Here is a 22,681-nt window from a genome sequence, read left to right as displayed (position 1 = left end):
ACCAGTTACCTGGTGGCGCACCATTTGCCTTCCCATTACAAGTCAACGATTTCAAATGTTAACAAGTGATGTGTATAGATTTGTTTTTTTCATATGTTTCTGTACGTATCATACTAAAAAAATTTGAAATTGAAAATAGTTATTTTGTTAATTTTTTTTAAATAATATCTTTCCATTAATCATTGTTACTAAAGGCTTAGCCAGGTAGTGAAAAGGGTGGTAATTCCATAGTACTAAATCAGCGTCTTTATTACGTTCAATGCTGCCAACACGGTGATCAACGCGCAGGTTTCTAGCAGCTGCAATTGTAATACCTTCGAGTGCTTTTTGTTCATCTAAGCCTTCTCTTACAGCAATGGAAGCACAAATATTTAAATATTGAATCGGCGTGTAGGGGTGGTCAGTTGTAATGGACACTTCTACGCCTTGATTCCAAAGTGCTTGATAGGTTTCCCAGCTTTTATTTTTGAGCTCAATCTTTGATCGTCTTGTTAGCGTAGGTCCAACACAAACCTTTAAGTTTCTAGAAGCTAGCTCATGAGCAATCAAATGACCTTCGGTGCAGTGTTCAATACGGATATCTAAATTAAATTCATCCGCAAAACGTAAAGCAGATAAAATATCATCCGCGCGATGAGCGTGAATTCGAACAGGAATTTCACGTTGCAAAGCCTGCACAAGAGGCTTGATTCGTAAACTGTCGGTATTGTCACAGTATTTTGCTTCATAGAACGCTTCGCGAAGCATCCCCATAATGCCCATGCGAGTGATGGATTCTTTGTTTCCATGACTGTGAATTCGCTTAGGGTTTTCACCAAGCGCAATTTTCAGACCAGCAGTTTCTTGGATGAGCATGTTTGAGATGTTGGTGCCAGTAGTTTTAATCACAGAAGTTGTACCGCCGATTACGTTTGCGCTTCCTGGCATAATATGAGCGATTGTTATGCCGTGCTGAACAGCGTCTTTGAATGCAGAATCAAGTGGATGTACGCTATCCAATGCTCGAATATGTGGAGTGAGCGGCTCGATAGTTTCATTTGCATCATTACCAGCCCAACCCGTGCCTTCGTCATAGAGTCCAAGGTGTGTATGAACATCAATAAACCCAGGAAATAAGTATCGGTTTTTACAATCTACGACTTCCACTTGAAGAGGAGGCTGTAAGTTCGGTCCAACATCTTTAATTTTTCCATTAGCAACAAGTACGTCGCAGTTAGATACTGCCCGTGATGTAATTGGATAAACTGTAGCGTTTTTAAATAGTGTCGCTTTCATAGCAAACTCCTTATCTGATACATTCATACACCGTTATAATAAGTCTTGTAATGCATTTTCTAATTTAGTATATGTAAAATGGTAGTTGTGTTGCATCATTTTTTCAGGAATTACGCGTTGTCCTTCTAAAATAATCATACTCATTTCGCCAAGCATAAGCTTCAGGCCAAAACTAGGGGCTGGAAGCCAGTGAGGACGGTGTAAAACTGCACCCACAGTTTGACCAAACTCTTTCATTTGGATAGGGGTAGGTGCTGTGACGTTAACAGGTCCTTGTACGTCTTGGTTCTCTATCGCAAACTGAATTATTCCCACAACGTCTTTAATATGCACCCAAGAGAGCCATTGATTTCCTGAGCCAACTGTTCCTCCTGCAAAAAAACGATAAGGCAAGGCAATCATTGATAATGCGCCGCCTTCTTTTCCTAAAATAACGCCAAAGCGCGTAAATACAGTGCGAATTCCTAAATCTTTAGCTTTCGATGCCTCTTTTTCCCACACTTTAACCGTTTCAGCTAAAAAGTCATCACCAACGGATGGAGACGTTTCAGTGAAGGTATCGTGTTCCGATGTTCCGTAATAACCTACAGCGCTTGTGTTAATATAAGCAGAAGGTTTTCTTTCTAAGCTATCCATAATTCGAATGATTTCACGAGTAGAAGAAACTCGACTTTGGACAATCGCTTGTTTTCGTTCCTCTGTCCATCTACCGCTATTCAACGAAGCGCCTGCTAGATTAATAAAGGCATCAGCCCTCTGAATAACATCTTCAGGCTTAGCATTTTCTTTTAGCCATTCTACATAGTGAAGGTTAGGATTGTGAGAGGGTTTATTAGCATTCCGTGTTAACACGTATACTTCATGCTGTTTTTTTAGTAAATCATGCACGAGTGCTTTTCCTACAAAACCCGTACCGCCAGCAATCACAACTTTCATTTTCATTCCTCCTTTTTGATAAGTACCACCTAATACTAGCTCTATTGTTTACCAAAACGATGGTTTCAATCATTGTTCTTATATTAGTACTTATAGTTATAAAACCCTTTTTTTATCGAAAAAAACATTTCTTTTTGTTAGATCATATAATGAAAATTTTAAAATAAGTATTGTCTATATAAAATGAATGCGTTATAACGACGCTATCGAAAGTGCTTTCGTAACAGAGGAGAAAACAATGGTTACAATTTATGATGTTGCAAAGAAAACGGGTTTTTCAAGTACAACTGTATCAAAAGCTTTAAATAACTATTCAGACGTTAGTGAAAAAACGAAGCAAGAAATTTTACGGGCCGCGGCTGAGATGGGCTATTTGCCTAACTCCAATGCTCAATCACTTTCTACAAAGAAGTCCCACATAATTGGCGTTGTGTTTGCTGAAGAAAACGGCGTTGGTATGAAGCATCCATTTTTTAACGCTGTGATTGAAAGTTTTAGGAAACATGCCGAGCGTGAAGGGTACGATCTCATCTTTGCTTCGCGAAATTTACGCAATCGTGATGTTAGTTATTTGGAACATTTTATGTACCGAGGCGTAGACGGAGTTATTGTATTTTGTTCGCGTGCTGATGACTCTCAAATTCAAGATTTAATTAACAGCAAGCTTCCCATTGTTGTCATTGATATGATGGAAGCTCCGTGCAGTACGGTTTATTCTGATAATGTGGAAGGAGGAAAGCTAGCTGTTCAACATTTACATTCACTCGGTCATGAAAGAATTGCTCATATTGCAGGCAGTTTTATAAATGCTGTTGGAGAAGCGAGAGCAAAAGGGTACCAGAAGGGAATGCAAGAAATAGGCTTATCAATTCGAGACGGTTATCTTGTAGACGGTGGCTTCTTTTCAATTGAAGAAGGAAAGCTAGCAATGAATAAGCTTTTAGATTTAGAGGTTCAGCCAACCGCAGTATTTACAGCTGGTGACCATATGGCGATTGGTGCAATTGAAGCGATAAAAGAGCGAGGGCTTCGAGTGCCGGAAGATATCTCAATTATTGGATTTGATGATATTGACATGGTACAGTATATTACCCCGAAGTTGACAACGATTAGGCAAGATACGGATTTAATGGGAAATCAAGCTGCACAAATTTTAATTGAACAAATCACTCACAAGAAAAAAGTGATCTCATCCAACGTCATTCCAGTTGAGCTTGTCAGTCGATAAGGGCGTCGATTTACGAATTTGGTCATTCATTTATCGTCGTTATGGCTGGGGTTTCTGGTATTTCAAGAGATTACTACGAAGCTGCTCTAGTTGATGGAGCTAACCACTGGCAAACGTTTACGAAAATTACGCTGCCATTATTAAAGCCAATTTTACTGTATATCATGATTACGTCTCTTATTGGCAGCCTGCAGTTATTTGATTTACCAATGTTTTTAACGGATGGCGTTGGTTCTCCAGACGGAGCTTTAAATACGATGGTGCTATATCTATATAACCAAGCATTTAAATACAACAACTACGGCTATGCATCAGCAGTTGCCTACGGATTATTTATCATTACCGTTATTTTCTCTATTTTTGTCTTCAAAGGAATGTATGGTAACCAAAATAAAAAGGAAAAGCAGGTGTAAACAATGATAGAACGACCTGTGGTGAATAAAAGTAAGCAAAGTCAATCGTTAGAGACTAAGGTTTCGATTAAAACACCCGGATCTGGAAAGGCAAAAGCAATCAAGCTGTTTATTTACGCAGCGTTTGATGATATTGTTGAAAATGGCCGCGTTCATGATGCAGGTCGTGTAGAGTACGTGGAGCAACATTTACAGGCTGTACATGAACTCAATGAAGAAGGAATGGGTATTGAAGGCTATTATTTATGGTCATTAATGGATAACTTTGAGTGGAGCTTTGGTTACGATAAACGCTTTGGAATCCTCTATGTAGATTTTGATTCTCAAGAGCGAATTTGGAAAGATAGTGCATATCGATATGAGGAAATTATTAAAAGCAACCGTAGCATCTTAATTTAAAAGCAACGGATACGTTCTTCTTGGTTCAGTGTGATATGATGAGCCAAGAAGAATTTTTTTGTTGAATTGGATGAGGTGAAAAAATGACGGTTATTACGAAAATTACAACGCAAAAGAATAGTGCAGAGAGATTTAATGTTTATATAGATCAAGGAAAAGGCGAAGAATTTGCTTTTGGTGTTGATGCCAATGTTCTCATTCAGTATGACTTGAAAAAAGGACGAGTGTTGGATGAGTTTGAACTAGCGGAAATTCAATTTGCAGATGAGGAAAAAAAAGCTTATAACTTAGCGGTAACCTATCTCTCATATCGAATGCGCTCTGAAAAAGAAGTAAGAGATTATTTAAAGAAAAAAGAAGTAGGAGATATGATTGTTCAGCAGGTGATTCAAAGGTTAGATTCTCACAGGTATTTAAATGATGAAGAGTTTGCCAAAGCCTACGTGCTTACGCAGGTTAACACTACGTCAAAAGGGCCGAGCGTTATTAAACGAGAGCTTCAAGAAAAAGGGATTAAACCAGACATCGTTCAGTCTACGCTTGAACATTTCTCAAAAGAAGAGCAAATTGAAACAGTAATGAAGCTCATTGCAAAGTTAAAGGGAAAATATAAAAAGTACTCAGAAATCGTCATGAAGCAAAAGATTGAGCAGTTTTTAGTGAACAAAGGCTATTCTTTTAGCATTATTAACGGAGCCATGCAGCACGTGGATGTTGAAAAAAATAGTGATGAAGAATGGCAAGCTCTTACACAACAAGGCATGAAGGCTCATAGGAAATACGCGAAGTATAGCGGCTGGGAGTATGAGCAAAAAATGAAGCAGAACCTCTATCGAAAAGGCTTTTCAATTGATCAAATTGAAGCGTTTATTTCATCCTTGGAAGAAGAATAAAGCCTTGCTGTCAGCAAGGCTTTTGTGTATGTTACATCATAATGTCTTCCTTTGTCATACGCTGGTTGAAAATAATGCTAGCTACTTCACTTGGATGCTTTAAGCGGCTTTTATCCGCGATATGATCGCTGTTGTCCCAAAAAGGCGTATCCATTCCGCCCATATAAGCAGCAGTGCATGAAACAGAAGTGTGCTCACATTCTACTTTTAAACTTTCAACAAATCCTCTGAGCGCAAATTTACTTGCGACATAAACGGATTCGTTTTTCTTTCCGCGCAGCCCAGCAGTTGAGATGATGGTTAAGATAGAGGCTTGCTCACGTGTTTGTAGATGAGGTAGCAGGGCTTGTGTGAGGTAAATTGTTCCTTTAACATTGGTATCAATGACCTCATCAATCATCTCTTTTGTGTAGCTTGTAAGTGGTCCAAAATGTCCCATACCTGCGTTGTTAACTAAAACGTCAACGGAGTGAAAAGACAAAAGATTATCCATTTTTTGTGTAAGCTCTTGGTAATTAGTCAAGTCCGCTGAAACGGTGGCAATGCAGCTTGTACCTAACTCTTCTTGTGCTTTATTCAGTCTTTCTTCATTTCTGCCTAATAAAATGACTTGATCGCCATTTTGTACATATAGCTTAGCAAGCTCGTTGCCAAGACCCGTTGCTCCGCCCGTAATTAATATTGTTTTCATGTAAGCGCCTCCTTATATTGCTCTCCTTTTAGTTATACCTTTTGTTATAATAAAAAGAAAGGAACAAAAGGGGGAAACATCGTGTCAGACAAAAGGTATAGTGAAATGAGTACGTATGAGATTCAGCAAGAGATTAGCGTGCTAAATGATAAAGCACGAAAAGCTGAGCAATTAGGGATGATTAACGAGTATGCCGTATTAGAAAGAAAAATTGTGATGGCTAAGTCGTACTTGTTGGATCCATCTTCATACAAACCTGGTGAAGTATATGAAATTGAAGGAGCTCCAGGTCAATATTTTAAAATTGATTACATGAATGGAGTGTTTGCTTGGGGGTTTCGTTTAGGAACCTCTGAGAAAGAAGAAGCACTACCAATCTCAATGCTTAAGAGCGATTCATAAAACAAAGCACGAATTGACGGCGATCAATTCGTGCTTTTATTTTGTTAGCCGTCTGTACGTTGGTTAGATGCGTGCATACGCTCCTGTGGGTTTGTGTTAATTGTTCCATCAGCGCGTTTTGAAGCGAATTCAGCTTTAGCGCGTGGCTCACCTTCTAGTTTGTTGTTTGATTGATTTGGAAAGTTTTTTTCTTTATTACGCATTCAAGACTGCCCCTTTTACAAAAGAATTTGTTGTGTGTATGATATAGTAAGTCAGGGAAAGCTATACTCCCCTTGACTTAGTGTAAGTCGAAACCAATCGTTTACTCATGAATAATTTGGTAATAGAGGTGTTTATATGGAAGATATTTTTGAAAGACTCACAAATCAATTACTTGCAAAAAATGATACACTTTCTTATGCACAAGCAAGAACGTGGGTGGAGCTATTTTGGGAAGATTTCGAGTCAACGTATGCAAAAGCAGGCTATGAATACAAGGGAAAAGAAGCTGCAGAGCAAGTTGTAAAAATGTACATTAACCACTATGGGGATAAGCTTCATGAAGTGGCGGTCAAAAACCCAAAATATAAGCACTTATTAAATAACGATGATTATTTAAAGCATTAATTTACAAATGAAAAGCCCCCTGGCTCTAGCTTAGGGGGCTTTAGGTGCTCAAATGGCTTAGTGAGGAAGATAGTCGAGCTTTTTACGAAGCTTTTTCTCACTAAAAATCCATCCTGTATACGAACAAATAATATTCAAATCATAATCAAGCTGAACCACTGCTACAAACGGGTAATAATCTTTGCTACGATAGCGAAGGTCAATGAAGCGAACTTCAATATGATCGCTGTATTCATCAACTTCCCAACGATAAATTGGGGAAAAAGATAAGAATGCAGCCAGGTTTTCATCACGTTTAGCAACATCAATTATGTCAGACTCAGGAATAGGAATCTTTTTAAATGTATCGTAAATAAAGATTTTCTGGCCAACTGCGCGCCCAACGTGGAAGTTTTCTTTGGTTGTGATGGCTAGGTGCCAGTGTGTAAAGCGAATCGTTGGTGAAATATTCATTTTTACCACGTCCGGAAACTTCTGGCGTATTTTCTTTGCAATTTGGTGTCTCATGTAAAAGCGCCATACATAGTACAAAGCAATAATACTGTACATGGTAATAAAGGTTGGGCCAGGACTCATTCCTAAGAACCAAATTAAGATGGCAACAACATGGACAGCAAAGATAAAGTAGTCAAATGTATTAATAACACCGAGCGCAATCCATTTATCAGTAAATGGCCTTAAGGCTTGTGTGCCGTAAGCATTAAACACATCAACAAAAACGTGAATGATAACGGCAGCAAAAGTCCAAATCCATAAGTGGAATAAATTAGCGTTTGGAAAAAACAGCGAAACAATTACAATAATAAGCAAGGGCCAAAGCGCCACTGCTGGAATTGAATGCGTGATTCCGCGATGATTTCGAATGTAGTGAGCATTATTTTTAAGTTTTAAAATCGTATCTAAATCAGGTGCTAATGAACCGGCAATAACGCCAATCATTACGGCTTCTGTGGTGACACTGCTTGCCGCGACAACAGGATCTAAAGTAGCAAGTGCACCGATGGCGATTCCCATTGCAATATGTGTACCAGTATCCATTAAAGCAACCTCCTTATTTGCTTAACCTTACTTTTCAGATAGAAGCAAGTGTGTTTAGAGTATAACATGAATAGAAACAGAACAATATTTCAATACCAATACATTGTATATATATAGCTCATAACTCGGAGGATATAACGTGAAACAAAGTAAAGATATTGTCAAAGATTTTCAAATAGAACAATTTCAGCACGATCTTATCTCATGGTTTGAGACAGAACAGCGCATTTTACCATGGCGACAAGATCAAGATCCCTATAAAGTATGGGTTTCTGAAATTATGCTACAACAAACGCGAGTTGATACAGTCATTCCATACTTTAATAATTTTATTGAGAAATTCCCAACGATTGTAGACTTAGCCTATGCGCCTGAAGACGACGTATTAAAAGCATGGGAAGGGCTAGGCTATTATTCACGAGCGCGAAATTTACAAGCAGCTGTTCGCGAAGTGCACGAACAATACGGTGGCAAAGTTCCCCACACGCCAGATGAAATCTCAAAGTTAAAAGGAGTAGGACCATATACGACTGGAGCCATCCTTAGTATTGCATACGGGGTACCTCAGCCAGCTGTTGATGGGAACGTCATGCGAGTATTGTCCCGTATTTTATCAATTTGGGACGATATTGCAAAGCCAAAGACTCGCAAGGTTTTTGAAGAGGTTGTTCATGAAATCATTTCAAAAGACAGCCCGTCGTTTTTTAATCAAGGCCTAATGGAATTAGGCGCCATTGTATGTACCCCAACTTCTCCATCCTGTCTTCTGTGCCCTGTGCGTGAGCATTGTCGAGCGTTTGAGCAGGGTGTTCAGCAGGAGTTACCGGTTAAGTCAAAGAAAAAACCACCAAGAGCTGTTCAAATCGCAGCGGCTGTTGTTACAGATGAACAAGGTAATTTCCTCATTCACAAGCGTCCCAATAAAGGTTTACTTGCAAACCTGTGGGAATTTCCAAATGTAGAAGTGGATCTTACAATTGGGACAGAGCAAACTCAGCTTACATCCTTTGTTGAAGCCGATTATGATACAGAAGTGGTGCTAGACCATCCTTTTACAGTCATTCAGCACGTGTTCTCCCACATTGTGTGGAACATTAACGTGTATAAAGGGGTACTCACGGGCAATATTGCTAACCGAGATGATTTAAAGTTAGTATCGGTTAAAGAAATAGAAGAATATGCGTTTCCGGTGTCTCATCAAAAAATTCTAAAGGAATACCATAAAATTACTTAATGAAAAGAGACTGTGGTTGTTCACAGTCTCTTTGTTGTTGTGTTTAATCATATATTACGTTGGTGGAGTGCGTGTAATCATCTTCATTTCGATGCAGACCGCCACGATTTTCAATTTCTTCTATAATTTGACGATGAATACCTTGGCCTTCAGTATTTAAATAAGGCATGATTTGCTGGAGGGAATGATGAAAATATGCGAGCTCATTATCTCGCCATTCGGTCTTTGCCATCATTGATAATTCAGTCATATCACGACCTATGTACATGCTTCATCACCTTCTTGTCATTAATTAAGCCTCATTCTTGCATCGTAAGCAAATGAATCTAGGCAGACTTATTTTTTCATCTCCCCTTGTTTCTTATACAGAAATATAAGTACAATATGAACAGAACGATACATAAGGAGTAGATAATATGGAACAAAAAGTAGCACTTGTAACGGGAAGCAGTCGTGGAATTGGAAAAGAAATTGCACTAAGACTTGCAAAGGACGGATACAATATCGTCCTCAACTATGCGCGTAGCAAAAGTGCAGCATTAGAAGTAGCAGAAGAAGTAAAAGCACTCGGACGTGAAGTGCTGGTTGTAAAAGCAAACGTCGGTAAGGTCGAAAAAATCAAAGAGATGTTTGAGCAAATTGACGAAGCTTTCGGGCGCTTGGATGTATTTATTAGCAATGCAGCATCTGGTGTTTTACGTCCTGTAATGGAGCTTGAAGAAACACACTGGGACTGGACAATGGATATTAACAGCAAAGGTTATTTATTCTGTGCGCAAGAAGCGGCAAAAAGAATGGAAAAAGTCGGGGGCGGCAAAATTGTAACCATCAGTTCACTGGGCTCGATTCGCTATTTAGAAAACTATACAACGGTAGGAGTTTCAAAAGCAGCAGTTGAAGCATTAACTCGATATCTTGCGGTAGAGTTAGCTCCGAAAAACATCATTGTGAATGCTGTATCTGGAGGAGCCGTTGATACCGAAGCGTTAAAGCATTTCCCAAATCGCAATGAGCTGTTAGATGATGCGCGTCAACATACGCCAACAGGTCGAATGGTTGAGCCAAATGATATGGTAGATGCGGTTCAATTTTTAGTGTCAGATAAAGCCAATATGATTTGTGGTCAAACGCTTATCGTAGATGGCGGACGTTCTTTACTGATGTAATAAACTAAAATAAAAAAGAGTGTATATCGCCGTAATCACCTGGACATATTAATTTTTGTGGAGGTGATTACAATGGCAAAACAACCAAACAAAACAAACGCGCAAAACGTAAAGCAACAAAACGCACAAGCTGCAAACAACCAATACGGTGCAGAATTTGCTAGCGAAACAGATGTGCAACAAGTGAAGCAACAAAACGCACAAGCTGAAGCAAAGAAAAACCAAAACTCTGGTAAATACCAAGGTTAATGGTAAAAGCGAAGCCAAGATTCTTATGAAGGATCATGGCTTTGCTTTTTAATTTGACAAAAGCTCTCGAAACTTTACATATCTCGTCAAAGGAATTAAAGGTGAAAGAACAGAATCTTAAAAGTGGACTTATACCCAAGAGCGTTCTGATTTCAATTTCAACAGATTCTGCTTTATAAATGTGTTACCTACCTGAAATGAAAGAAGTGAACGAGCTGTTTACTAGAAGGAGGAGTAAGACATGGAGCAATTTACAAAATTAGTGTCTCAACAATTAGAAACGATGGACCAACTTTTGTTTTTACAATCAGAAATTGAACGCTGTCAACAAATTGAAGAAGAGCTTATTAAACTACAGGCAGAAGCAAAGCTGGATTGTATCCGCGGAGAAATTAGCGTGATGAAGCAAAGGCTAAAAGAAATTCAGCAAACTTTTGAGGTACAAACAGAAGAGATTATCTCTTCATACAAAAAGGATTCCCACTATCCGGTATCTCGTTAAAGGAAAGCTGCACCTCTCTTTTTAAAGGATGTTTCCTTGCTAAAAAGAGAGGTGCAGCTTTTTTATTCAAGAAGAACCACATCACATTTGTTTTAAAATAGAAGAGAAACCGTTATAATAAATAGGAGAGGACAATGTATATACGAAACAAGGTCACTGTTTAGAAAGCAGATATGTTACCGCTTTGATAAAAAGCATCGATGGTTTTAACTAAAAGAAGTAATGACATATAAGACTAGGCTGTGACTACTTAAAAGCGTACGTGAGGTAATTGTGATAGTCAAAATGAAAGTAGGGAGTGGAGATGGGATTTCCAATGGAAGGAGAAACAATTCAAATACACAGTTATAAGCACGATGGCAAGCTTCATCGTGTGTGGGATCAGACGACGGTTTTAAAATCGACAAGTAGCCTGATGATTGGAGGAAACGATCGCACGGTCGTAACAGAATCAGACGGTAGAACGTGGATTACAAGAGAGCCAGCCATCTGTTATTTCCATTCGCAATATTGGTTTAACGTGATTGGTATGATTCGTGAAGATGGTATTTATTATTATTGCAATATTAGTTCACCATTTACGCATGACCAAGAAGCGCTGAAGTACATTGATTATGATTTAGATATTAAAGTATACCCAGATATGACCTATACGCTTCTAGATGAAGATGAGTACGAAAAACATCGTCAAGAAATGAACTACCCAGAAGCGGTAGACCGTATTTTACATACTCATGTTGAGCATTTGAAAACCTGGATTCGCCAACGTAAAGGACCGTTTGCACCAGAATTTATCGATACGTGGTATGAGCGTTTTTTAACATATCGACATGCATAAGCGCACGGATATAAGCGTCATTATAGGATCTAGAAATTTGACCTATATGATGCTTTTTTATGTTGAGTACCAGAGCTTAAAAACCGCATATGAAAGTGTGCAGAATGTTACATTATAAAAGAGGCTTAATAGGCATAGCCATTTAGAGGAAGAAGGGAGAGAGAACAAGTGGGGAGCATCAGGCGGTATATGGAATTTGTAAAGCCATATAAGTGGCAAATTGTTGGAACAGTTTTAATTGGTGTGGTAAAGTTTTCAATTCCACTATTAATTCCACTGCTGTTAAAATACGTACTTGATGACGTTATTGATTCAGATACATTATCAGACAGTGAAAAAATAAAGCAGTTGTTGATGATCATGGGTGGTTCTTTCTTTGTTTTTTTAATTTTACGCCCTCCAGTTGAATATTATCGTCAATATTATGCGCAGTGGGTATCAAGCAAAGTATTGTATGATATTCGAAACCAGCTGTTTGATCATATTCAAAAGCTCAGCCTTCGTTATTATTCTAATACGCGTGTAGGTGAAATCATCTCGCGTGTCATTAACGATGTAGAGCAAACGAAAAACTTCGTAATCACGGGTTTAATGAATGTTTGGCTTGATATGTTCACCATAGTAATTGCTATTATTATTATGTTTACAATGAACGTGCCACTAACATTGGTATCTATTATTTTACTGCCATTATACGCTTTATCCGTTAGATATTTTTATGGTAGGCTACGTCATTTAACTCGTGTACGCTCTCAAGCATTAGCTGAAGTACAAGGTCATTTACATGAACGGGTACAGGGAATTTCAGTTATTCGAAGCTTTGCGATTGAAAATCATGAGCAAGCGCAGTTCGATGATCAGAACCGTAATTTTTTACAAAAAGCAATTGATCATACAAATTGGAATGCTAAGACATTTGCAGTGGTGAATACGATTACGGACTTAGCCCCGTTAATTGTTATTGCGTTTGCTGGTTATCAAGTTATTAACGAAAATTTATCGATTGGTACTATGGTGGCGTTTGTAGGCTATATTGATCGGTTATATAACCCGCTGCGTCGACTTGTAAACTCATCAACAACATTAACGCAGTCCGTTGCTTCTATGGACCGAATGTTTGAATTTATTGATGAACAATATGACATTGTAGACTCGCCTAATGCGAAAGACGCTCTAGAGATTAAGGGAGCAGTTCAGTTTAATAACGTATCATTTGCGTATGAAGAAGATGAGTATATCCTGCACGATATTAACTTGGATGTTGAACAAGGAAAATCGGTAGCGTTTGTAGGTATGAGTGGTGGCGGTAAATCAACTATCATTAGCCTTATTCCACGCTTTTATGATGTCTCTTCCGGGGAAATTTTAATTGATGGTGTAAACGTAAAAGACTATCAAACGAAAAATCTGCGCGATCAAATAGGAATCGTTTTGCAGGATACGGTATTATTTAGCGATACGATTCGTAACAATATTCTATTGGGAAAACCGGGTGCCACAGATGAAGACGTTGTAGCAGCCGCGAAAGCAGCTAACGCCCATGACTTCATTATGAAATTGCCCAACGGTTATGATACGAAAGTGGGAGAAAGAGGAATGAAGCTTTCAGGTGGGCAAAAGCAGCGCGTCTCCATTGCTCGCGTATTTTTGAAAAACCCACCGATTTTAATTTTTGATGAGGCAACATCTGCATTGGACTTAGAAAGTGAACATTACATTCAAGAAACCCTTGAAAAGCTTGCGAAGGAACGAACGACGTTTATCGTGGCGCACCGTTTGTCAACCATCACACATGTGGATGAAATTGTACTCGTTCAGGATGGAAAAGTCGTTGAACAGGGTTCTCACGGAGAGCTAATGAAGAAAAAAGGATATTACTATGATTTGTTCACTGTACAGCAGTTAGGGCAAAATTAAAAGCCAGGTAGGTACCTGGCTTTTTTAATCTTGTTCTCGCTCATGATTAATTTCAAGTGCATTGTCTTCCTTATGATAATTGTGGAAACTATCGATTAATCGATCTAAATGCTCTAGCTCTTCACTGTATTCAATGATACTTGCGATGAGAGGAAATAAGTGATACAACATCTTGTTATCTTCGTCATCTTCAAGCAGCTTATATTTCATAAATGCATCAATTAATGCACGCTTTTTTGTATATGCTTCAGTTGGTACAGATGTTGTTAATTGAACTTTTAGCTTACCAATAAACTTTAACAGAGCCTGCTCGTGATACATTAGCAAGCATTCCATCTCAGATTTTATGAGATTCTGAAACGACTGTGGCATGTGTTGAATATCATTTTCAAGACGATGCAGCTGCTTTAATGTTTTAAGAGCATGGGAGGTTGTTGTAATCATTTGGCGGAAAAGCACAAGTTTTCGAGATTTAACAAATACCTTTTTCTTTGAATTCGTTCGCTCTTCTTTATAGAAATCAAACAGCTGATTGGCTTTCGTTAGCTGATCCTTGATTTTCTCAATGTCTTCTTTTAACAGCGTATATTCAGAAGCATGGTAGATATTCATACGAATCCACTTAATAATTTCTTCAGTTGTACCAACAATTTTATAATAAAGCTTTGTTTCATACTTTGGTGGTAAGAAAATTAAGTTTACAATAAACGCTGAAAAGACCCCTAATAAGACGGTTGCAAAGCGGATGACTGCAAACTGAACAAAGTCATCACTAGGGCTTTCCATAATAGCAATAACGGTTACCAGCGCAAGGCCAATTGTATTGCCGATTTTTAGCTTTAAATTAAGCGTAATTACCATAACAGCCGTTAAACCAATAATAAACGGATGTGTGCCGAATAAAAGTCCAAACCCAACTGCTAGTAACGCTCCGATGACGTTAGCTTGAATTTGCTCCAAAACTGTCAAATACGAGCGATAAATTGAAGGCTGAATAGCAAAAACTGCTGCGATTGCTGCGAATGTGGGTGATGGCAGATTGAGCAATTCAGCGACTAACAATGAAAGTGTAATGGCAATTCCCGTTTTTAAAATGCGGGCACCAAGTTTCATGCTTTCATAGTCCTTTCTATACATGAGATTTTGATAAAATAAATAAAAGCTTCTTTATAGTATACATAACCCATCTTGAATTATATAAACAATAACATACTATACAAGGTTTGCATGTGGATATCAAGAGGAAGGAATAAGAAAAATCCCGTTAAATAACGGGATTTTTCGACAAGTATTTTTATGTTCAATTAGTTTACAAGAAAAAGAAGGATTACAATTCTTTGCTTAGCTGCTCAAAAGCTTTTTCTACGGCTTCTAACGTCACATGGATATCTTCTTCCGTATGTTCTGTTGTTAAGAACCAAGCCTCGTATTTCGAAGGAGCTAAATTAATACCTTGATGAAGCATGAGCTTGAAGAATTTTGCAAACAATTCACCGTCTGTATTTTCAGCCTGTTCATAGTTAGTGACTGTCTCTGTTGTGAAGTAAAGCGTTAGCGCACCTTTTAAACGGTTGATAGTAATTGGCATTTTATATGTACGAGCGTGTTTTAAAATACCTTCTTCAAGGATCGCACCAAGCTTGTCCATTTTGTCGTATACGCCTTCTTCTTTTAATACTTCTAAGCACGCAATTCCAGAAAGCATGGAAGCTGGATTTCCGGCCATTGTTCCAGCTTGGTAAGCGGGACCTAAAGGAGCAACTTTTTCCATGATTTCTTGTTTACCACCGTATGCTCCGATTGGAAGGCCTCCACCGATGATTTTTCCTAATGCTGTTAAGTCTGGCTTCACACCAAGTAAGTCTTGGGCACCACCATACATGAATCGGAAAGCGGTGATGACTTCATCATAAATAACAAGTGCACCTGCTGCGTGTGTTAGTTCATTTACCTGTTCTAAAAAGCCTGGATGCGGCTCGACAATTCCAAAATTCCCTACGATTGGTTCGACCAGGACACCAGCAATTTGGTCTCCCCACTTTTCTAAAGCTTCTTTAAATGGTTGAATATCGTTGAATGGAACGGTAATAACTTCTTTTGCAATACTTTTTGGTACGCCGGCTGAGTCTGGTGTGCCAAGCGTTGAAGGGCCAGATCCCGCTGCGACAAGCACAAGGTCTGAGTGTCCGTGGTAGCAACCAGCAAATTTAATGATTTTGTCACGACCTGTATATGCTCGCGCTACGCGAATTGTTGTCATGACAGCTTCTGTTCCAGAGTTGACAAAGCGAACTTTATCCATTGCAGGCATCGCTTCTTTTAACATTTTTGCAAATTTTACTTCATGAGCAGTTGGAGTACCGTATAATACGCCTGTTTCCGCTGCGTGTGTAATTGCCTTTGTGATGTGAGGGTGAGCATGACCCGTGATGATTGGTCCGTATGCTGCTAAATAATCAATATATTTATTTCCATCAACATCCCAAAAATAAGCGCCTTTTGCTTTTTCCATTGCAACTGGGGATCCGCCACCTACTGCTTTATATGAACGAGACGGACTGTTTACACCGCCGACAATATGTTGAAGTGCTTCTCCGTGAAGCTGTTCTGATTTCGTAAACTGCATAATATGCCTCCTAAAGTATAATTCCACGTTCTATTCTACCAAACTTATTTGTTTCTTGAAAAACATTGTAGAAGGTGTATGATAGAAAACTGTGCATGAACAATTTAAATAGTAGATAAAACTAGTTGAATAGATGGAGGAAACGAGATGACAAATGCAATTGAGGTAAAGGGGTTGCGAAAAGAATTTAAGGCCTATTCGAGTCGTTCAGGCTTAAAAGGTGCGTTTCGTGACTTGTTTACAAGAAATTATAAAGTATTAAAAGCTGTAAACGATATTTCGTTTACAGTCAAACAAGGTGAAATGGTTGGATATATCGGAGAAAACGGAGCAGGGAAATCGACGACCATTAAAATGCTGACGGGAATCTTAACACCAACTAGCGGTGAGATTCAAGTGAACGGAATGAACCCTCATAAAGAGCGTGAGCAGTTTACGCGTACCATTGGGGTAGTATTTGGTCAGCGTTCACAGCTTTGGTGGGATATTGCTGTTCAAGAATCGTTTCGGCTACTAAAAAAAGTATATAAAGTATCAGATGAAGATTATAACAACCATATGGAGCACGTGATTCGAACGCTGGATATTGGTCCATTATTAGATAAGCCTGTGAGAAAGCTATCTCTTGGTCAACGAATGCGATGTGAGTTAGCGGCAGCACTTATTCATAATCCACCGCTGCTTTTTTTAGATGAGCCAACCATTGGGCTAGATGTATTAGTGAAACTAAAAATTCGTCAGTTCCTAAAAGAAATTAACGAAAAATACAATACAACAATCTTATTAACAACGCATGATTTAGCTGACATTGAAGCCTTATGTGAGCGCGTCGTTATGTTGGATGAAGGAAACATTATTTATGATGGTTCGCTACAAAAGCTGCGTTCTAACTGGGGAGATATGAAACAGGTTATATTTGAATTTACAAAAGAACCACTTCAAGAACAGCTGCAATTAATTACACAGGGGTTACCTGTTACGTGGGTGAGGGGAGACCGCCTCAACAGCTGGGTTGCTAATCTTGAGAACAAAGGAGATAGCATGTCACAGCTAATTGCTAAAGTAGCAGCGAAATACGAAATTGCTGATTTAAGTATTCATGAAATTTCAACTGAAGAAGTTATTCGTAACATCTATGAAGAAGGTGTTGTGAATGGATAAATATATTGAAATGATACGCATTCGTTTCTTAATGATGCTTGCGTATCGAACGAATTACTACAGCGGTATATTAATCTATGCGATTAATATTGGAGCCTACTATTTCCTATGGTCTGCTATTTACGGAGGGAAAGAAAATATTCAAGGGCTATCAATGACGCAGATGACAACATATGTAGCTGTGTCCTGGATGGCGCGCGCCTTTTATTTCAACAACATTGATCGTGAGATGGCTATGGAAATTAAAGACGGGAAAGTGGCGGTTGAACTAATTAAGCCCTATAACTATCTTGGAATGAAAATGATGCAGGGGCTTGGAGAAGGGATTTTTAGACTGCTATTCTTCTCCATTCCAGGAATGGTGATTGTCTGGTTTTTATTCCCGATAGATTTATCAGGCCACGTACAGACATGGATTTATTTTAGTTTTTCAATTATCTTTAGCTTTATTGTTAATACTCAGATTAACTTATTAACGGGAATTACGACATTCTTCTTGTTTAATAATGATGGATTAATTCGTGCAAAGCGCGTTATCATAGATTTGTTTTCAGGGCTTTTATTACCAATTAGCTTTTATCCTCTTTGGGCACAAGATTTAATGGGGTATCTTCCTTTTCAAGCAATCAGCTATATTCCAAGCATGATCTTTACAGAAGGATTTACGGGAAGTGAAGTGGTAACTGCATTGGTGACACAGCTTATTTGGTCACTGCTTTTATTTATTCCTATCGTCTTTCTATGGAATGTTGCAAAGAAAAAGATGGTCATCCAAGGAGGGTAAGCAATGTTTTATTTTTCTATGTTCTTTCAATACATCAGTCAATATATAAAAACCAGACTTCAATACCGAGCTGATATGGTTGTTGAAGTTGTATCTGATTTACTATTTCAAGCAGTAAACTTAATTTTTATTTTAGTTGTATTTGGCCACACTCAATTTCTCAACGGTTGGTCACGAGAAGAAATCATTTTTATTTATGGATTCTTCCTAGTTCCTTTTGCGGTATTCTCTTCATTCTTTAACATTTGGGATTTTAATGAGCGCTATATTGTTAAAGGTGAAATGGATCGTATCTTAACAAGACCTATTCATAGCTTGTTTCAAGTGATTTTAGAAAGAATGGAATTAGAGTCTTTATTTGGAGCAATCACCGGGGTGGCAGTGATGATTTATGCTGGCTCCATTTTAGACCTTTCGTTTGCTTGGTATGACTTTTTCATCTTTATTCTATTTGTGCTCGGGGGAGCGTTGGTATATGCAGGTATCTTTATTGCACTCGCAAGCATAGGTTTTTGGTCAGATGCTCGTACGTCTATTATGCCAACGATGTATAACATTGGAAACTATGGACGCTATCCTGTTGATATTTATAACAACGTCATTCGTTATGTGCTAACATGGATTTTACCGTTTGCCTTTGTTGGAGTATATCCAGCTGCTTACTTCTTAGGAAGAGAAGAATGGTATGGCTATGCATTTTTAACTCCAGTTATGGGGGTTATCTTTTTTACTCTAGCTATTGTCTTATGGAACGTTGGTGTAAAAAGGTATCGAGGAGCAGGCAACTGATGCCTGCTTTTTTTATGCTATTGAACAGTAATGAGTAGGTAGGGGACAACGTATAGTAATACAAGAACTTTTTTACTTAAAGGAGTATCCGTATGACGGTTTCGTTGATTCTAGTCATTGTGTTTCTAATGGTAGGAAGCATGAAATTTTTGTTTGAAAAAGAGCTCGGTGAATTTCATTTCTTCTCACTTGGTCATTTTTTTGTTTTACTTTATTCATATTTAACGGTTTTGCTTGGCTTTAGCTTAATCTATACGGTTTTTGAAATGAGTAATATAGAAGTAATTAGTGGAGGATTTTATCATCAAGAACATTATTTTTATACACTGTTCAACAGCATGTATTTTAGTGCCATTACGCTATTCTCTGTAGGGTATGGAGATATGTATCCCGTTGGTATTGGAAAGATGTTTGCAACAATCGAAGCTCTCATTGGGTATATGATGCCAGCTGTTTTTGTGATTCGCACGGTAAGTCGAAATGAGAAAGTTTAAAAGTTGTCTTAAATCGCGAAATTGGTTACCCTATAACCATAGAGAACTGTATAAAAGGAGCGATATAAGATGACAGTAACAGTAGGTGAAGTAGCACCAGATTTTAAACTAGCAGCTAACAATGGAGAAGAGGTAGCTCTATCTGATTATAAAGGTCAAAATGTTGTTCTTTATTTTTATCCAAAAGATATGACGCCGGGCTGTACGACAGAAGCATGTGATTTCAGAGATGCTCATCAAGAATTTGCAGACTTAGATGCAGTTATCTTAGGCGTAAGTCCAGATCCAATTGATAAACATCAAAAATTTATTGATAAACATGGACTACCATTTTTACTATTAGCAGACGAAGATCATCAAGTTGCTGAAGCATATGGTGTATGGAAGTTAAAAAAGAACTTTGGAAAAGAGTATATGGGCATTGAGCGCTCGACGTTCATTATTAACAAAGACGGTGAAATTGCGAAAGAATATCGCAAAGTGCGTGTGAAAGATCACGTAGCAGAAGCTTTACGTTTTATTAAAGAAAATTTAGCATAATTAAGGCATTCGTCTATAACAAAATCTTTCGTTATGCGTATGATAACAGTGTAGGGCATACCTCCTCAGGTGTTACGATATAAAGCGCGACTTAGATAGTCGCGTTTTTTTTGAATGAATAAAAAATCGTTTAAAAATAATATATAGTAGGAATTGTTAATGAGATTGACAAAGTGAAGCAGTAAGAGTTACACTAATTGTAAGAATTATAAAGTAAGAATGCTTATAGAAGAGAGGTGCATGACGTGTCAAATCATTTACAAGAAGCGCTTGAAATGCTGAAAGAAACTGGCGTTCGCATTACACCGCAACGTCATGCTATTTTAGAGTATTTAATCAATTCAATGACACATCCAACTGCTGATGATATTTATAAAGCATTGGAGGATAAATTTCCTAATATGAGTGTGGCAACCGTTTATAATAATCTACGCGTTTTTAAAGAAGTAGGAATTGTAAAAGAGCTAACTTACGGAGATGCTTCAAGTCGTTTTGATTATATTACGACCGAGCATTACCACGTAATATGCGAAAAGTGTGGAAAAATTGTTGACTTCCATTATCCAGGATTAGATGAAGTAGAAGCACTTGCAGCGCACATTACCGGGTTTGAGATTAGTCACCACCGTATGGAGATTTATGGTACTTGTCCGGATTGTACAACTAAAAAAGCACATTAAAAAGCTGATAGTTATGATATACTATCAGCTTTCTTTGTGTCTTTTCTATTATATTTCTCATCAAACTCTTTTCCATCAAGGGCTGGATCTAGAGTCAAAGGCTCATTGCAGTACATACATAAGTCTACTCGTCCAAGCATTTTCGTATGTTTATTACAGGTTGGGCATGTGACCTGTACAGCTTTAGTAGAAAGCATGCCAATCCAAAAGTAAACAACGGTACTAGCAATGATACATAGTAAACCTAATAGCATAAAAATGGTCATAAGCCACATGGAAGATTTAAAAAAGATTCCTCCATACATCACGATGAAGCCAATAAAAATTAAGCTTAATGCAAATGTCCTGATCTTATTGATTTTACTTGAGTATTTAATTCCCATGAAAAATCTCCCTCCCACTTTATAAATATAGCATAATTGTAAGAAAAATAAGTCTTTTAGGTTGAATTAACTGATAGAACTGTTTAGGGAGTGAATACAAGAGAGAATTTGTTATAATAAGCTGTGAGGAAGTCCATCACGAACATTCACACTAAATGTGTTTCAATATAAAAGAAGATTAGACCAATATCTTTAATTATGATAGTGAGGAGCTTGCAGAATGGAAGATATTTTACGACCGCTATACCAAGAGCGAGCAAGTAAAAAAGAAACGTTAGGTATTTTATTAATAGAAAAAAGGAAAACAGATTCACCAGTTACAGATGACTTAGATGCCATACTATTTATTATCACAAGTAACAATGAGGTACCTGTGTTTGTGAAGCAGTATGAGTATAAAGAACAAAGAGCAGCTCTTTATATAGCTTCAGAACAGCAGATCAGCGAATGGATTATGATAGGTACCAACCGACGTACTGTTGATTGGGTGTTAAATGGAAAAGTACTGTTTGATCGTAATGAATACGTAGCAAATTTGAAAAAAAGACTACTGGATTTTCCGCGCGAAGATCGAGTGAAGAGGATAGGTATTGAATTTGCCAAGCTTATTCGCCGTTTTAAAGAAGGAAAAGACTTTTATACGTCAAATCATCATCTAGATGCATTCAATCATGTGGTTCATGCTTTACACCATTTAGCGCGTCTATCAGTACTAGAAAATGGGTTTTACCCAGAGGTTACTGTTTGGAATCAAGTGAAAAAAATTGAGCCATCTATTTATCGTTTATATGAAGAGCTTGTTGGCAGCCAAGAAGAGATAAACAAGAAGCTTGAGCTATTATTCTTAGCTAGTGAGCTTTATGTAAATAAAAAAGTTGATATAGGTTCTACACATCTATTAACAATTATGAGCGAAAAAGAAGAGTGGACGTTTAATGAACTCATTTCACATCAGCAAGTTAACCCATATGCAATCGATTTAGGAATTTTGCTAGAATTCCTCATCCAAAAAGAGATTGTAGTTGTTCATAAAGTGGAGACAAAAGGAAAGAGTTTATATCATCGTCACTACGCTATTAATAAGGGTTAATAAAGGAAAGATAAAAAAACAAATGTTTTTTTATCTTTTTTTAAAAAAGATGTTGACGTTCATGAAAATACATGTTAAATTTATATACGTCGCTGATGAGCGATACCAAGTTTATGAAAAACTTGAAAAATAATCTTAAAAAAGTTGTTGACAAAAAGTTAACTACTTGGTAAGATAAGAAAGTCGCCTAAGAGCGGCGGTTGAACTTTGAAAACTGAACAGAGCGACAAACGTCAACGTTAATTTTTTAAAACTTTTATGAGCAAGTCAAACATTTCTTCGGAGAGTTTGATCCTGGCTCAGGATGAACGCTGGCGGCGTGCCTAATACATGCAAGTCGAGCG

Annotated in this window: 28 protein-coding genes and 1 rRNA gene; 20 read left to right on the top strand and 9 right to left on the bottom strand. The window is 37.9% G+C overall.

Features of this window, described 5'->3' with window-relative positions; genetic code table 11:
* Positions 1 to 147 precede the first annotated feature (147 nt).
* A complete protein-coding gene (locus tag AS180_RS08455) occupies positions 148 to 1,275 on the bottom strand; it encodes an amidohydrolase (RefSeq protein ID WP_062686674.1) in 1,128 nt (375 codons plus the stop codon).
* A gap of 33 nt (positions 1,276 to 1,308) precedes the next feature.
* Positions 1,309 to 2,211, bottom strand: coding sequence for a TIGR01777 family oxidoreductase (locus tag AS180_RS08450; RefSeq protein WP_062686673.1), 903 nt, complete (start codon positions 2,209 to 2,211; stop codon positions 1,309 to 1,311).
* Between the two features lie 238 nt (positions 2,212 to 2,449).
* On the opposite strand from AS180_RS08450, the gene AS180_RS08445 reads away from it, so the two are divergent.
* The 4 genes from AS180_RS08445 (at position 2,450) to recX (ending at position 5,144) form a co-directional block, all read left to right on the top strand.
* On the top strand, positions 2,450 to 3,439 hold the full coding sequence (locus AS180_RS08445) for a LacI family DNA-binding transcriptional regulator (protein ID WP_062686672.1): 990 nt from the start codon (positions 2,450 to 2,452) through the stop codon (positions 3,437 to 3,439).
* Complete coding sequence (locus AS180_RS08440; protein WP_374699987.1) at positions 3,436 to 3,852, top strand: carbohydrate ABC transporter permease; 417 nt, start codon at positions 3,436 to 3,438, stop codon at positions 3,850 to 3,852. The genes AS180_RS08445 and AS180_RS08440 overlap by 4 nt, the downstream gene beginning before the upstream one ends.
* 3 nt (positions 3,853 to 3,855) lie before the next feature.
* The gene (locus AS180_RS08435; protein WP_082636363.1) at positions 3,856 to 4,251 is read left to right on the top strand and encodes a family 1 glycosylhydrolase; all 396 of its coding nucleotides are present in this window, start codon (positions 3,856 to 3,858) and stop codon (positions 4,249 to 4,251) included.
* An 83-nt stretch (positions 4,252 to 4,334) separates the two neighbouring features.
* Positions 4,335 to 5,144 (top strand): recombination regulator RecX, encoded by an 810-nt coding sequence (gene recX / locus AS180_RS08430; RefSeq protein ID WP_062686671.1) that lies wholly within the window; start codon positions 4,335 to 4,337, stop codon positions 5,142 to 5,144.
* 31 nt (positions 5,145 to 5,175) lie between these two features.
* Here the strand turns inward: recX and AS180_RS08425 are convergent, their stop codons facing one another.
* On the bottom strand, positions 5,176 to 5,835 hold the full coding sequence (locus AS180_RS08425) for an SDR family oxidoreductase (RefSeq protein WP_025909530.1): 660 nt from the start codon (positions 5,833 to 5,835) through the stop codon (positions 5,176 to 5,178).
* A gap of 81 nt (positions 5,836 to 5,916) precedes the next feature.
* Between AS180_RS08425 and AS180_RS08420 the strand changes: the two genes are divergently transcribed.
* Positions 5,917 to 6,237 carry a YfhH family protein gene (locus AS180_RS08420; protein WP_025909531.1) on the top strand — a complete coding sequence of 107 codons (321 nt, stop codon included), beginning with the start codon at positions 5,917 to 5,919 and terminating at the stop codon, positions 6,235 to 6,237.
* Positions 6,238 to 6,281: 44 nt separating this feature from the next.
* Here the strand turns inward: AS180_RS08420 and AS180_RS08415 are convergent, their stop codons facing one another.
* Positions 6,282 to 6,440, bottom strand: a complete 159-nt coding sequence (locus AS180_RS08415) for a small, acid-soluble spore protein K (RefSeq protein WP_025909532.1) — start codon at positions 6,438 to 6,440, stop codon at positions 6,282 to 6,284.
* A 136-nt stretch (positions 6,441 to 6,576) separates the two neighbouring features.
* Here AS180_RS08415 and AS180_RS08410 point away from each other — a divergent pair, with 136 nt between their 5' ends.
* Positions 6,577 to 6,846 carry a YfhJ family protein gene (locus tag AS180_RS08410; RefSeq protein WP_025909533.1) on the top strand — a complete coding sequence of 90 codons (270 nt, stop codon included), beginning with the start codon at positions 6,577 to 6,579 and terminating at the stop codon, positions 6,844 to 6,846.
* 57 nt (positions 6,847 to 6,903) lie between these two features.
* Here AS180_RS08410 and AS180_RS08405 read toward each other — a convergent pair whose 3' ends face one another.
* On the bottom strand, positions 6,904 to 7,884 hold the full coding sequence (locus AS180_RS08405) for a metal-dependent hydrolase (RefSeq protein ID WP_061786169.1): 981 nt from the start codon (positions 7,882 to 7,884) through the stop codon (positions 6,904 to 6,906).
* Between the two features lie 139 nt (positions 7,885 to 8,023).
* Between AS180_RS08405 and mutY the strand changes: the two genes are divergently transcribed.
* Positions 8,024 to 9,118, top strand: a complete 1,095-nt coding sequence (gene mutY, locus AS180_RS08400) for an A/G-specific adenine glycosylase (RefSeq protein ID WP_025909535.1) — start codon at positions 8,024 to 8,026, stop codon at positions 9,116 to 9,118.
* A gap of 43 nt (positions 9,119 to 9,161) precedes the next feature.
* Here the strand turns inward: mutY and AS180_RS08395 are convergent, their stop codons facing one another.
* Complete coding sequence (locus AS180_RS08395) at positions 9,162 to 9,386, bottom strand: hypothetical protein (protein WP_025909536.1); 225 nt, start codon at positions 9,384 to 9,386, stop codon at positions 9,162 to 9,164.
* Positions 9,387 to 9,534: 148 nt separating this feature from the next.
* Between AS180_RS08395 and fabL the strand changes: the two genes are divergently transcribed.
* The 5 genes from fabL (at position 9,535) to AS180_RS08370 (ending at position 13,790) form a co-directional block, all read left to right on the top strand.
* The gene (fabL, locus tag AS180_RS08390; RefSeq protein ID WP_025909537.1) at positions 9,535 to 10,284 is read left to right on the top strand and encodes an enoyl-[acyl-carrier-protein] reductase FabL; all 750 of its coding nucleotides are present in this window, start codon (positions 9,535 to 9,537) and stop codon (positions 10,282 to 10,284) included.
* Positions 10,285 to 10,356: 72 nt separating this feature from the next.
* Positions 10,357 to 10,533 carry a gamma-type small acid-soluble spore protein gene (locus AS180_RS08385; protein WP_062686670.1) on the top strand — a complete coding sequence of 59 codons (177 nt, stop codon included), beginning with the start codon at positions 10,357 to 10,359 and terminating at the stop codon, positions 10,531 to 10,533.
* Positions 10,534 to 10,774: 241 nt separating this feature from the next.
* Complete coding sequence (locus tag AS180_RS08380) at positions 10,775 to 11,035, top strand: YgaB family protein (RefSeq protein WP_025909538.1); 261 nt, start codon at positions 10,775 to 10,777, stop codon at positions 11,033 to 11,035.
* 304 nt (positions 11,036 to 11,339) lie between these two features.
* A complete protein-coding gene (ntdP, locus tag AS180_RS08375) occupies positions 11,340 to 11,873 on the top strand; it encodes a nucleoside tri-diphosphate phosphatase (RefSeq protein ID WP_025909539.1) in 534 nt (177 codons plus the stop codon).
* A gap of 168 nt (positions 11,874 to 12,041) precedes the next feature.
* Complete coding sequence (locus tag AS180_RS08370; protein WP_025909540.1) at positions 12,042 to 13,790, top strand: ABC transporter ATP-binding protein; 1,749 nt, start codon at positions 12,042 to 12,044, stop codon at positions 13,788 to 13,790.
* 24 nt (positions 13,791 to 13,814) lie between these two features.
* Here the strand turns inward: AS180_RS08370 and AS180_RS08365 are convergent, their stop codons facing one another.
* Both AS180_RS08365 and AS180_RS08360 read right to left on the bottom strand, forming a co-directional pair.
* The gene (locus AS180_RS08365; protein ID WP_025909541.1) at positions 13,815 to 14,903 is read right to left on the bottom strand and encodes an FUSC family protein; all 1,089 of its coding nucleotides are present in this window, start codon (positions 14,901 to 14,903) and stop codon (positions 13,815 to 13,817) included.
* 214 nt (positions 14,904 to 15,117) lie between these two features.
* Positions 15,118 to 16,416: a glutamate-1-semialdehyde 2,1-aminomutase gene (locus AS180_RS08360; protein WP_025909542.1), complete on the bottom strand. Its 1,299-nt coding sequence runs from the start codon at positions 16,414 to 16,416 to the stop codon at positions 15,118 to 15,120.
* A 147-nt stretch (positions 16,417 to 16,563) separates the two neighbouring features.
* On the opposite strand from AS180_RS08360, the gene AS180_RS08355 reads away from it, so the two are divergent.
* From AS180_RS08355 to perR, 6 genes are all read left to right on the top strand, one after another.
* Complete coding sequence (locus AS180_RS08355; protein ID WP_025909543.1) at positions 16,564 to 17,577, top strand: ABC transporter ATP-binding protein; 1,014 nt, start codon at positions 16,564 to 16,566, stop codon at positions 17,575 to 17,577.
* Positions 17,570 to 18,361: an ABC transporter permease gene (locus AS180_RS08350; RefSeq protein WP_025909544.1), complete on the top strand. Its 792-nt coding sequence runs from the start codon at positions 17,570 to 17,572 to the stop codon at positions 18,359 to 18,361. The genes AS180_RS08355 and AS180_RS08350 overlap by 8 nt, the downstream gene beginning before the upstream one ends.
* Before the next feature lie 3 nt (positions 18,362 to 18,364).
* Positions 18,365 to 19,150 carry an ABC transporter permease gene (locus AS180_RS08345; RefSeq protein ID WP_025909545.1) on the top strand — a complete coding sequence of 262 codons (786 nt, stop codon included), beginning with the start codon at positions 18,365 to 18,367 and terminating at the stop codon, positions 19,148 to 19,150.
* A gap of 92 nt (positions 19,151 to 19,242) precedes the next feature.
* Complete coding sequence (locus tag AS180_RS08340) at positions 19,243 to 19,644, top strand: ion channel (protein ID WP_025909546.1); 402 nt, start codon at positions 19,243 to 19,245, stop codon at positions 19,642 to 19,644.
* 69 nt (positions 19,645 to 19,713) lie between these two features.
* Positions 19,714 to 20,184, top strand: a complete 471-nt coding sequence (bcp, locus tag AS180_RS08335) for a thioredoxin-dependent thiol peroxidase (RefSeq protein WP_025909547.1) — start codon at positions 19,714 to 19,716, stop codon at positions 20,182 to 20,184.
* A gap of 275 nt (positions 20,185 to 20,459) precedes the next feature.
* Positions 20,460 to 20,864 carry a peroxide-responsive transcriptional repressor PerR gene (gene perR / locus AS180_RS08330; protein ID WP_061786178.1) on the top strand — a complete coding sequence of 135 codons (405 nt, stop codon included), beginning with the start codon at positions 20,460 to 20,462 and terminating at the stop codon, positions 20,862 to 20,864.
* An 11-nt stretch (positions 20,865 to 20,875) separates the two neighbouring features.
* On the opposite strand, the gene AS180_RS08325 is transcribed toward perR, so the two are convergent.
* Entirely contained in the window at positions 20,876 to 21,247 is a 372-nt protein-coding gene (locus AS180_RS08325) for a YgzB family protein (protein WP_025909549.1), read from the bottom strand.
* A gap of 220 nt (positions 21,248 to 21,467) precedes the next feature.
* Here AS180_RS08325 and AS180_RS08320 point away from each other — a divergent pair, with 220 nt between their 5' ends.
* Together AS180_RS08320 and AS180_RS08315 are read left to right on the top strand one after the other, a co-directional pair.
* Positions 21,468 to 22,337, top strand: coding sequence for a nucleotidyltransferase-like protein (locus AS180_RS08320; protein WP_025909550.1), 870 nt, complete (start codon positions 21,468 to 21,470; stop codon positions 22,335 to 22,337).
* Between the two features lie 276 nt (positions 22,338 to 22,613).
* Positions 22,614 to 22,681: ribosomal RNA gene (locus tag AS180_RS08315) — 16S ribosomal RNA — on the top strand; the annotation flags it as partial.

Origin of the sequence: Priestia veravalensis (assembly GCF_001457055.1) — a bacterium.
Taxonomy (GTDB): domain Bacteria; phylum Bacillota; class Bacilli; order Bacillales; family Bacillaceae_H; genus Priestia; species Priestia flexa.
Note: the sequence above shows the minus strand (reverse complement) of the source record. Positions and strands in the feature narration are given on the sequence as shown.

Coding starts and splice junctions, on each gene's coding strand:
- fabL (WP_025909537.1), top strand. CDS start 9,535: ATGGAACAAAAAGTAGCACTTGTAACGGGAAGCAGTCGTGGAATTGGA.
- AS180_RS08445 (WP_062686672.1), top strand. CDS start 2,450: ATGGTTACAATTTATGATGTTGCAAAGAAAACGGGTTTTTCAAGTACA.
- AS180_RS08415 (WP_025909532.1), bottom strand. CDS start 6,440: ATGCGTAATAAAGAAAAAAACTTTCCAAATCAATCAAACAACAAACTA.
- AS180_RS08450 (WP_062686673.1), bottom strand. CDS start 2,211: ATGAAAGTTGTGATTGCTGGCGGTACGGGTTTTGTAGGAAAAGCACTC.
- AS180_RS08360 (WP_025909542.1), bottom strand. CDS start 16,416: ATGCAGTTTACGAAATCAGAACAGCTTCACGGAGAAGCACTTCAACAT.
- AS180_RS08320 (WP_025909550.1), top strand. CDS start 21,468: ATGGAAGATATTTTACGACCGCTATACCAAGAGCGAGCAAGTAAAAAA.
- AS180_RS08385 (WP_062686670.1), top strand. CDS start 10,357: ATGGCAAAACAACCAAACAAAACAAACGCGCAAAACGTAAAGCAACAA.
- perR (WP_061786178.1), top strand. CDS start 20,460: ATGCTGAAAGAAACTGGCGTTCGCATTACACCGCAACGTCATGCTATT.
- ntdP (WP_025909539.1), top strand. CDS start 11,340: ATGGGATTTCCAATGGAAGGAGAAACAATTCAAATACACAGTTATAAG.
- AS180_RS08350 (WP_025909544.1), top strand. CDS start 17,570: ATGGATAAATATATTGAAATGATACGCATTCGTTTCTTAATGATGCTT.
- AS180_RS08395 (WP_025909536.1), bottom strand. CDS start 9,386: ATGTACATAGGTCGTGATATGACTGAATTATCAATGATGGCAAAGACC.
- AS180_RS08340 (WP_025909546.1), top strand. CDS start 19,243: ATGACGGTTTCGTTGATTCTAGTCATTGTGTTTCTAATGGTAGGAAGC.
- AS180_RS08455 (WP_062686674.1), bottom strand. CDS start 1,275: ATGAAAGCGACACTATTTAAAAACGCTACAGTTTATCCAATTACATCA.
- bcp (WP_025909547.1), top strand. CDS start 19,714: ATGACAGTAACAGTAGGTGAAGTAGCACCAGATTTTAAACTAGCAGCT.
- AS180_RS08365 (WP_025909541.1), bottom strand. CDS start 14,903: ATGAAACTTGGTGCCCGCATTTTAAAAACGGGAATTGCCATTACACTT.
- AS180_RS08380 (WP_025909538.1), top strand. CDS start 10,775: ATGGAGCAATTTACAAAATTAGTGTCTCAACAATTAGAAACGATGGAC.
- AS180_RS08405 (WP_061786169.1), bottom strand. CDS start 7,884: ATGGATACTGGTACACATATTGCAATGGGAATCGCCATCGGTGCACTT.
- recX (WP_062686671.1), top strand. CDS start 4,335: ATGACGGTTATTACGAAAATTACAACGCAAAAGAATAGTGCAGAGAGA.
- AS180_RS08325 (WP_025909549.1), bottom strand. CDS start 21,247: ATGGGAATTAAATACTCAAGTAAAATCAATAAGATCAGGACATTTGCA.
- AS180_RS08425 (WP_025909530.1), bottom strand. CDS start 5,835: ATGAAAACAATATTAATTACGGGCGGAGCAACGGGTCTTGGCAACGAG.
- AS180_RS08355 (WP_025909543.1), top strand. CDS start 16,564: ATGACAAATGCAATTGAGGTAAAGGGGTTGCGAAAAGAATTTAAGGCC.
- AS180_RS08435 (WP_082636363.1), top strand. CDS start 3,856: ATGATAGAACGACCTGTGGTGAATAAAAGTAAGCAAAGTCAATCGTTA.
- AS180_RS08410 (WP_025909533.1), top strand. CDS start 6,577: ATGGAAGATATTTTTGAAAGACTCACAAATCAATTACTTGCAAAAAAT.
- AS180_RS08345 (WP_025909545.1), top strand. CDS start 18,365: ATGTTTTATTTTTCTATGTTCTTTCAATACATCAGTCAATATATAAAA.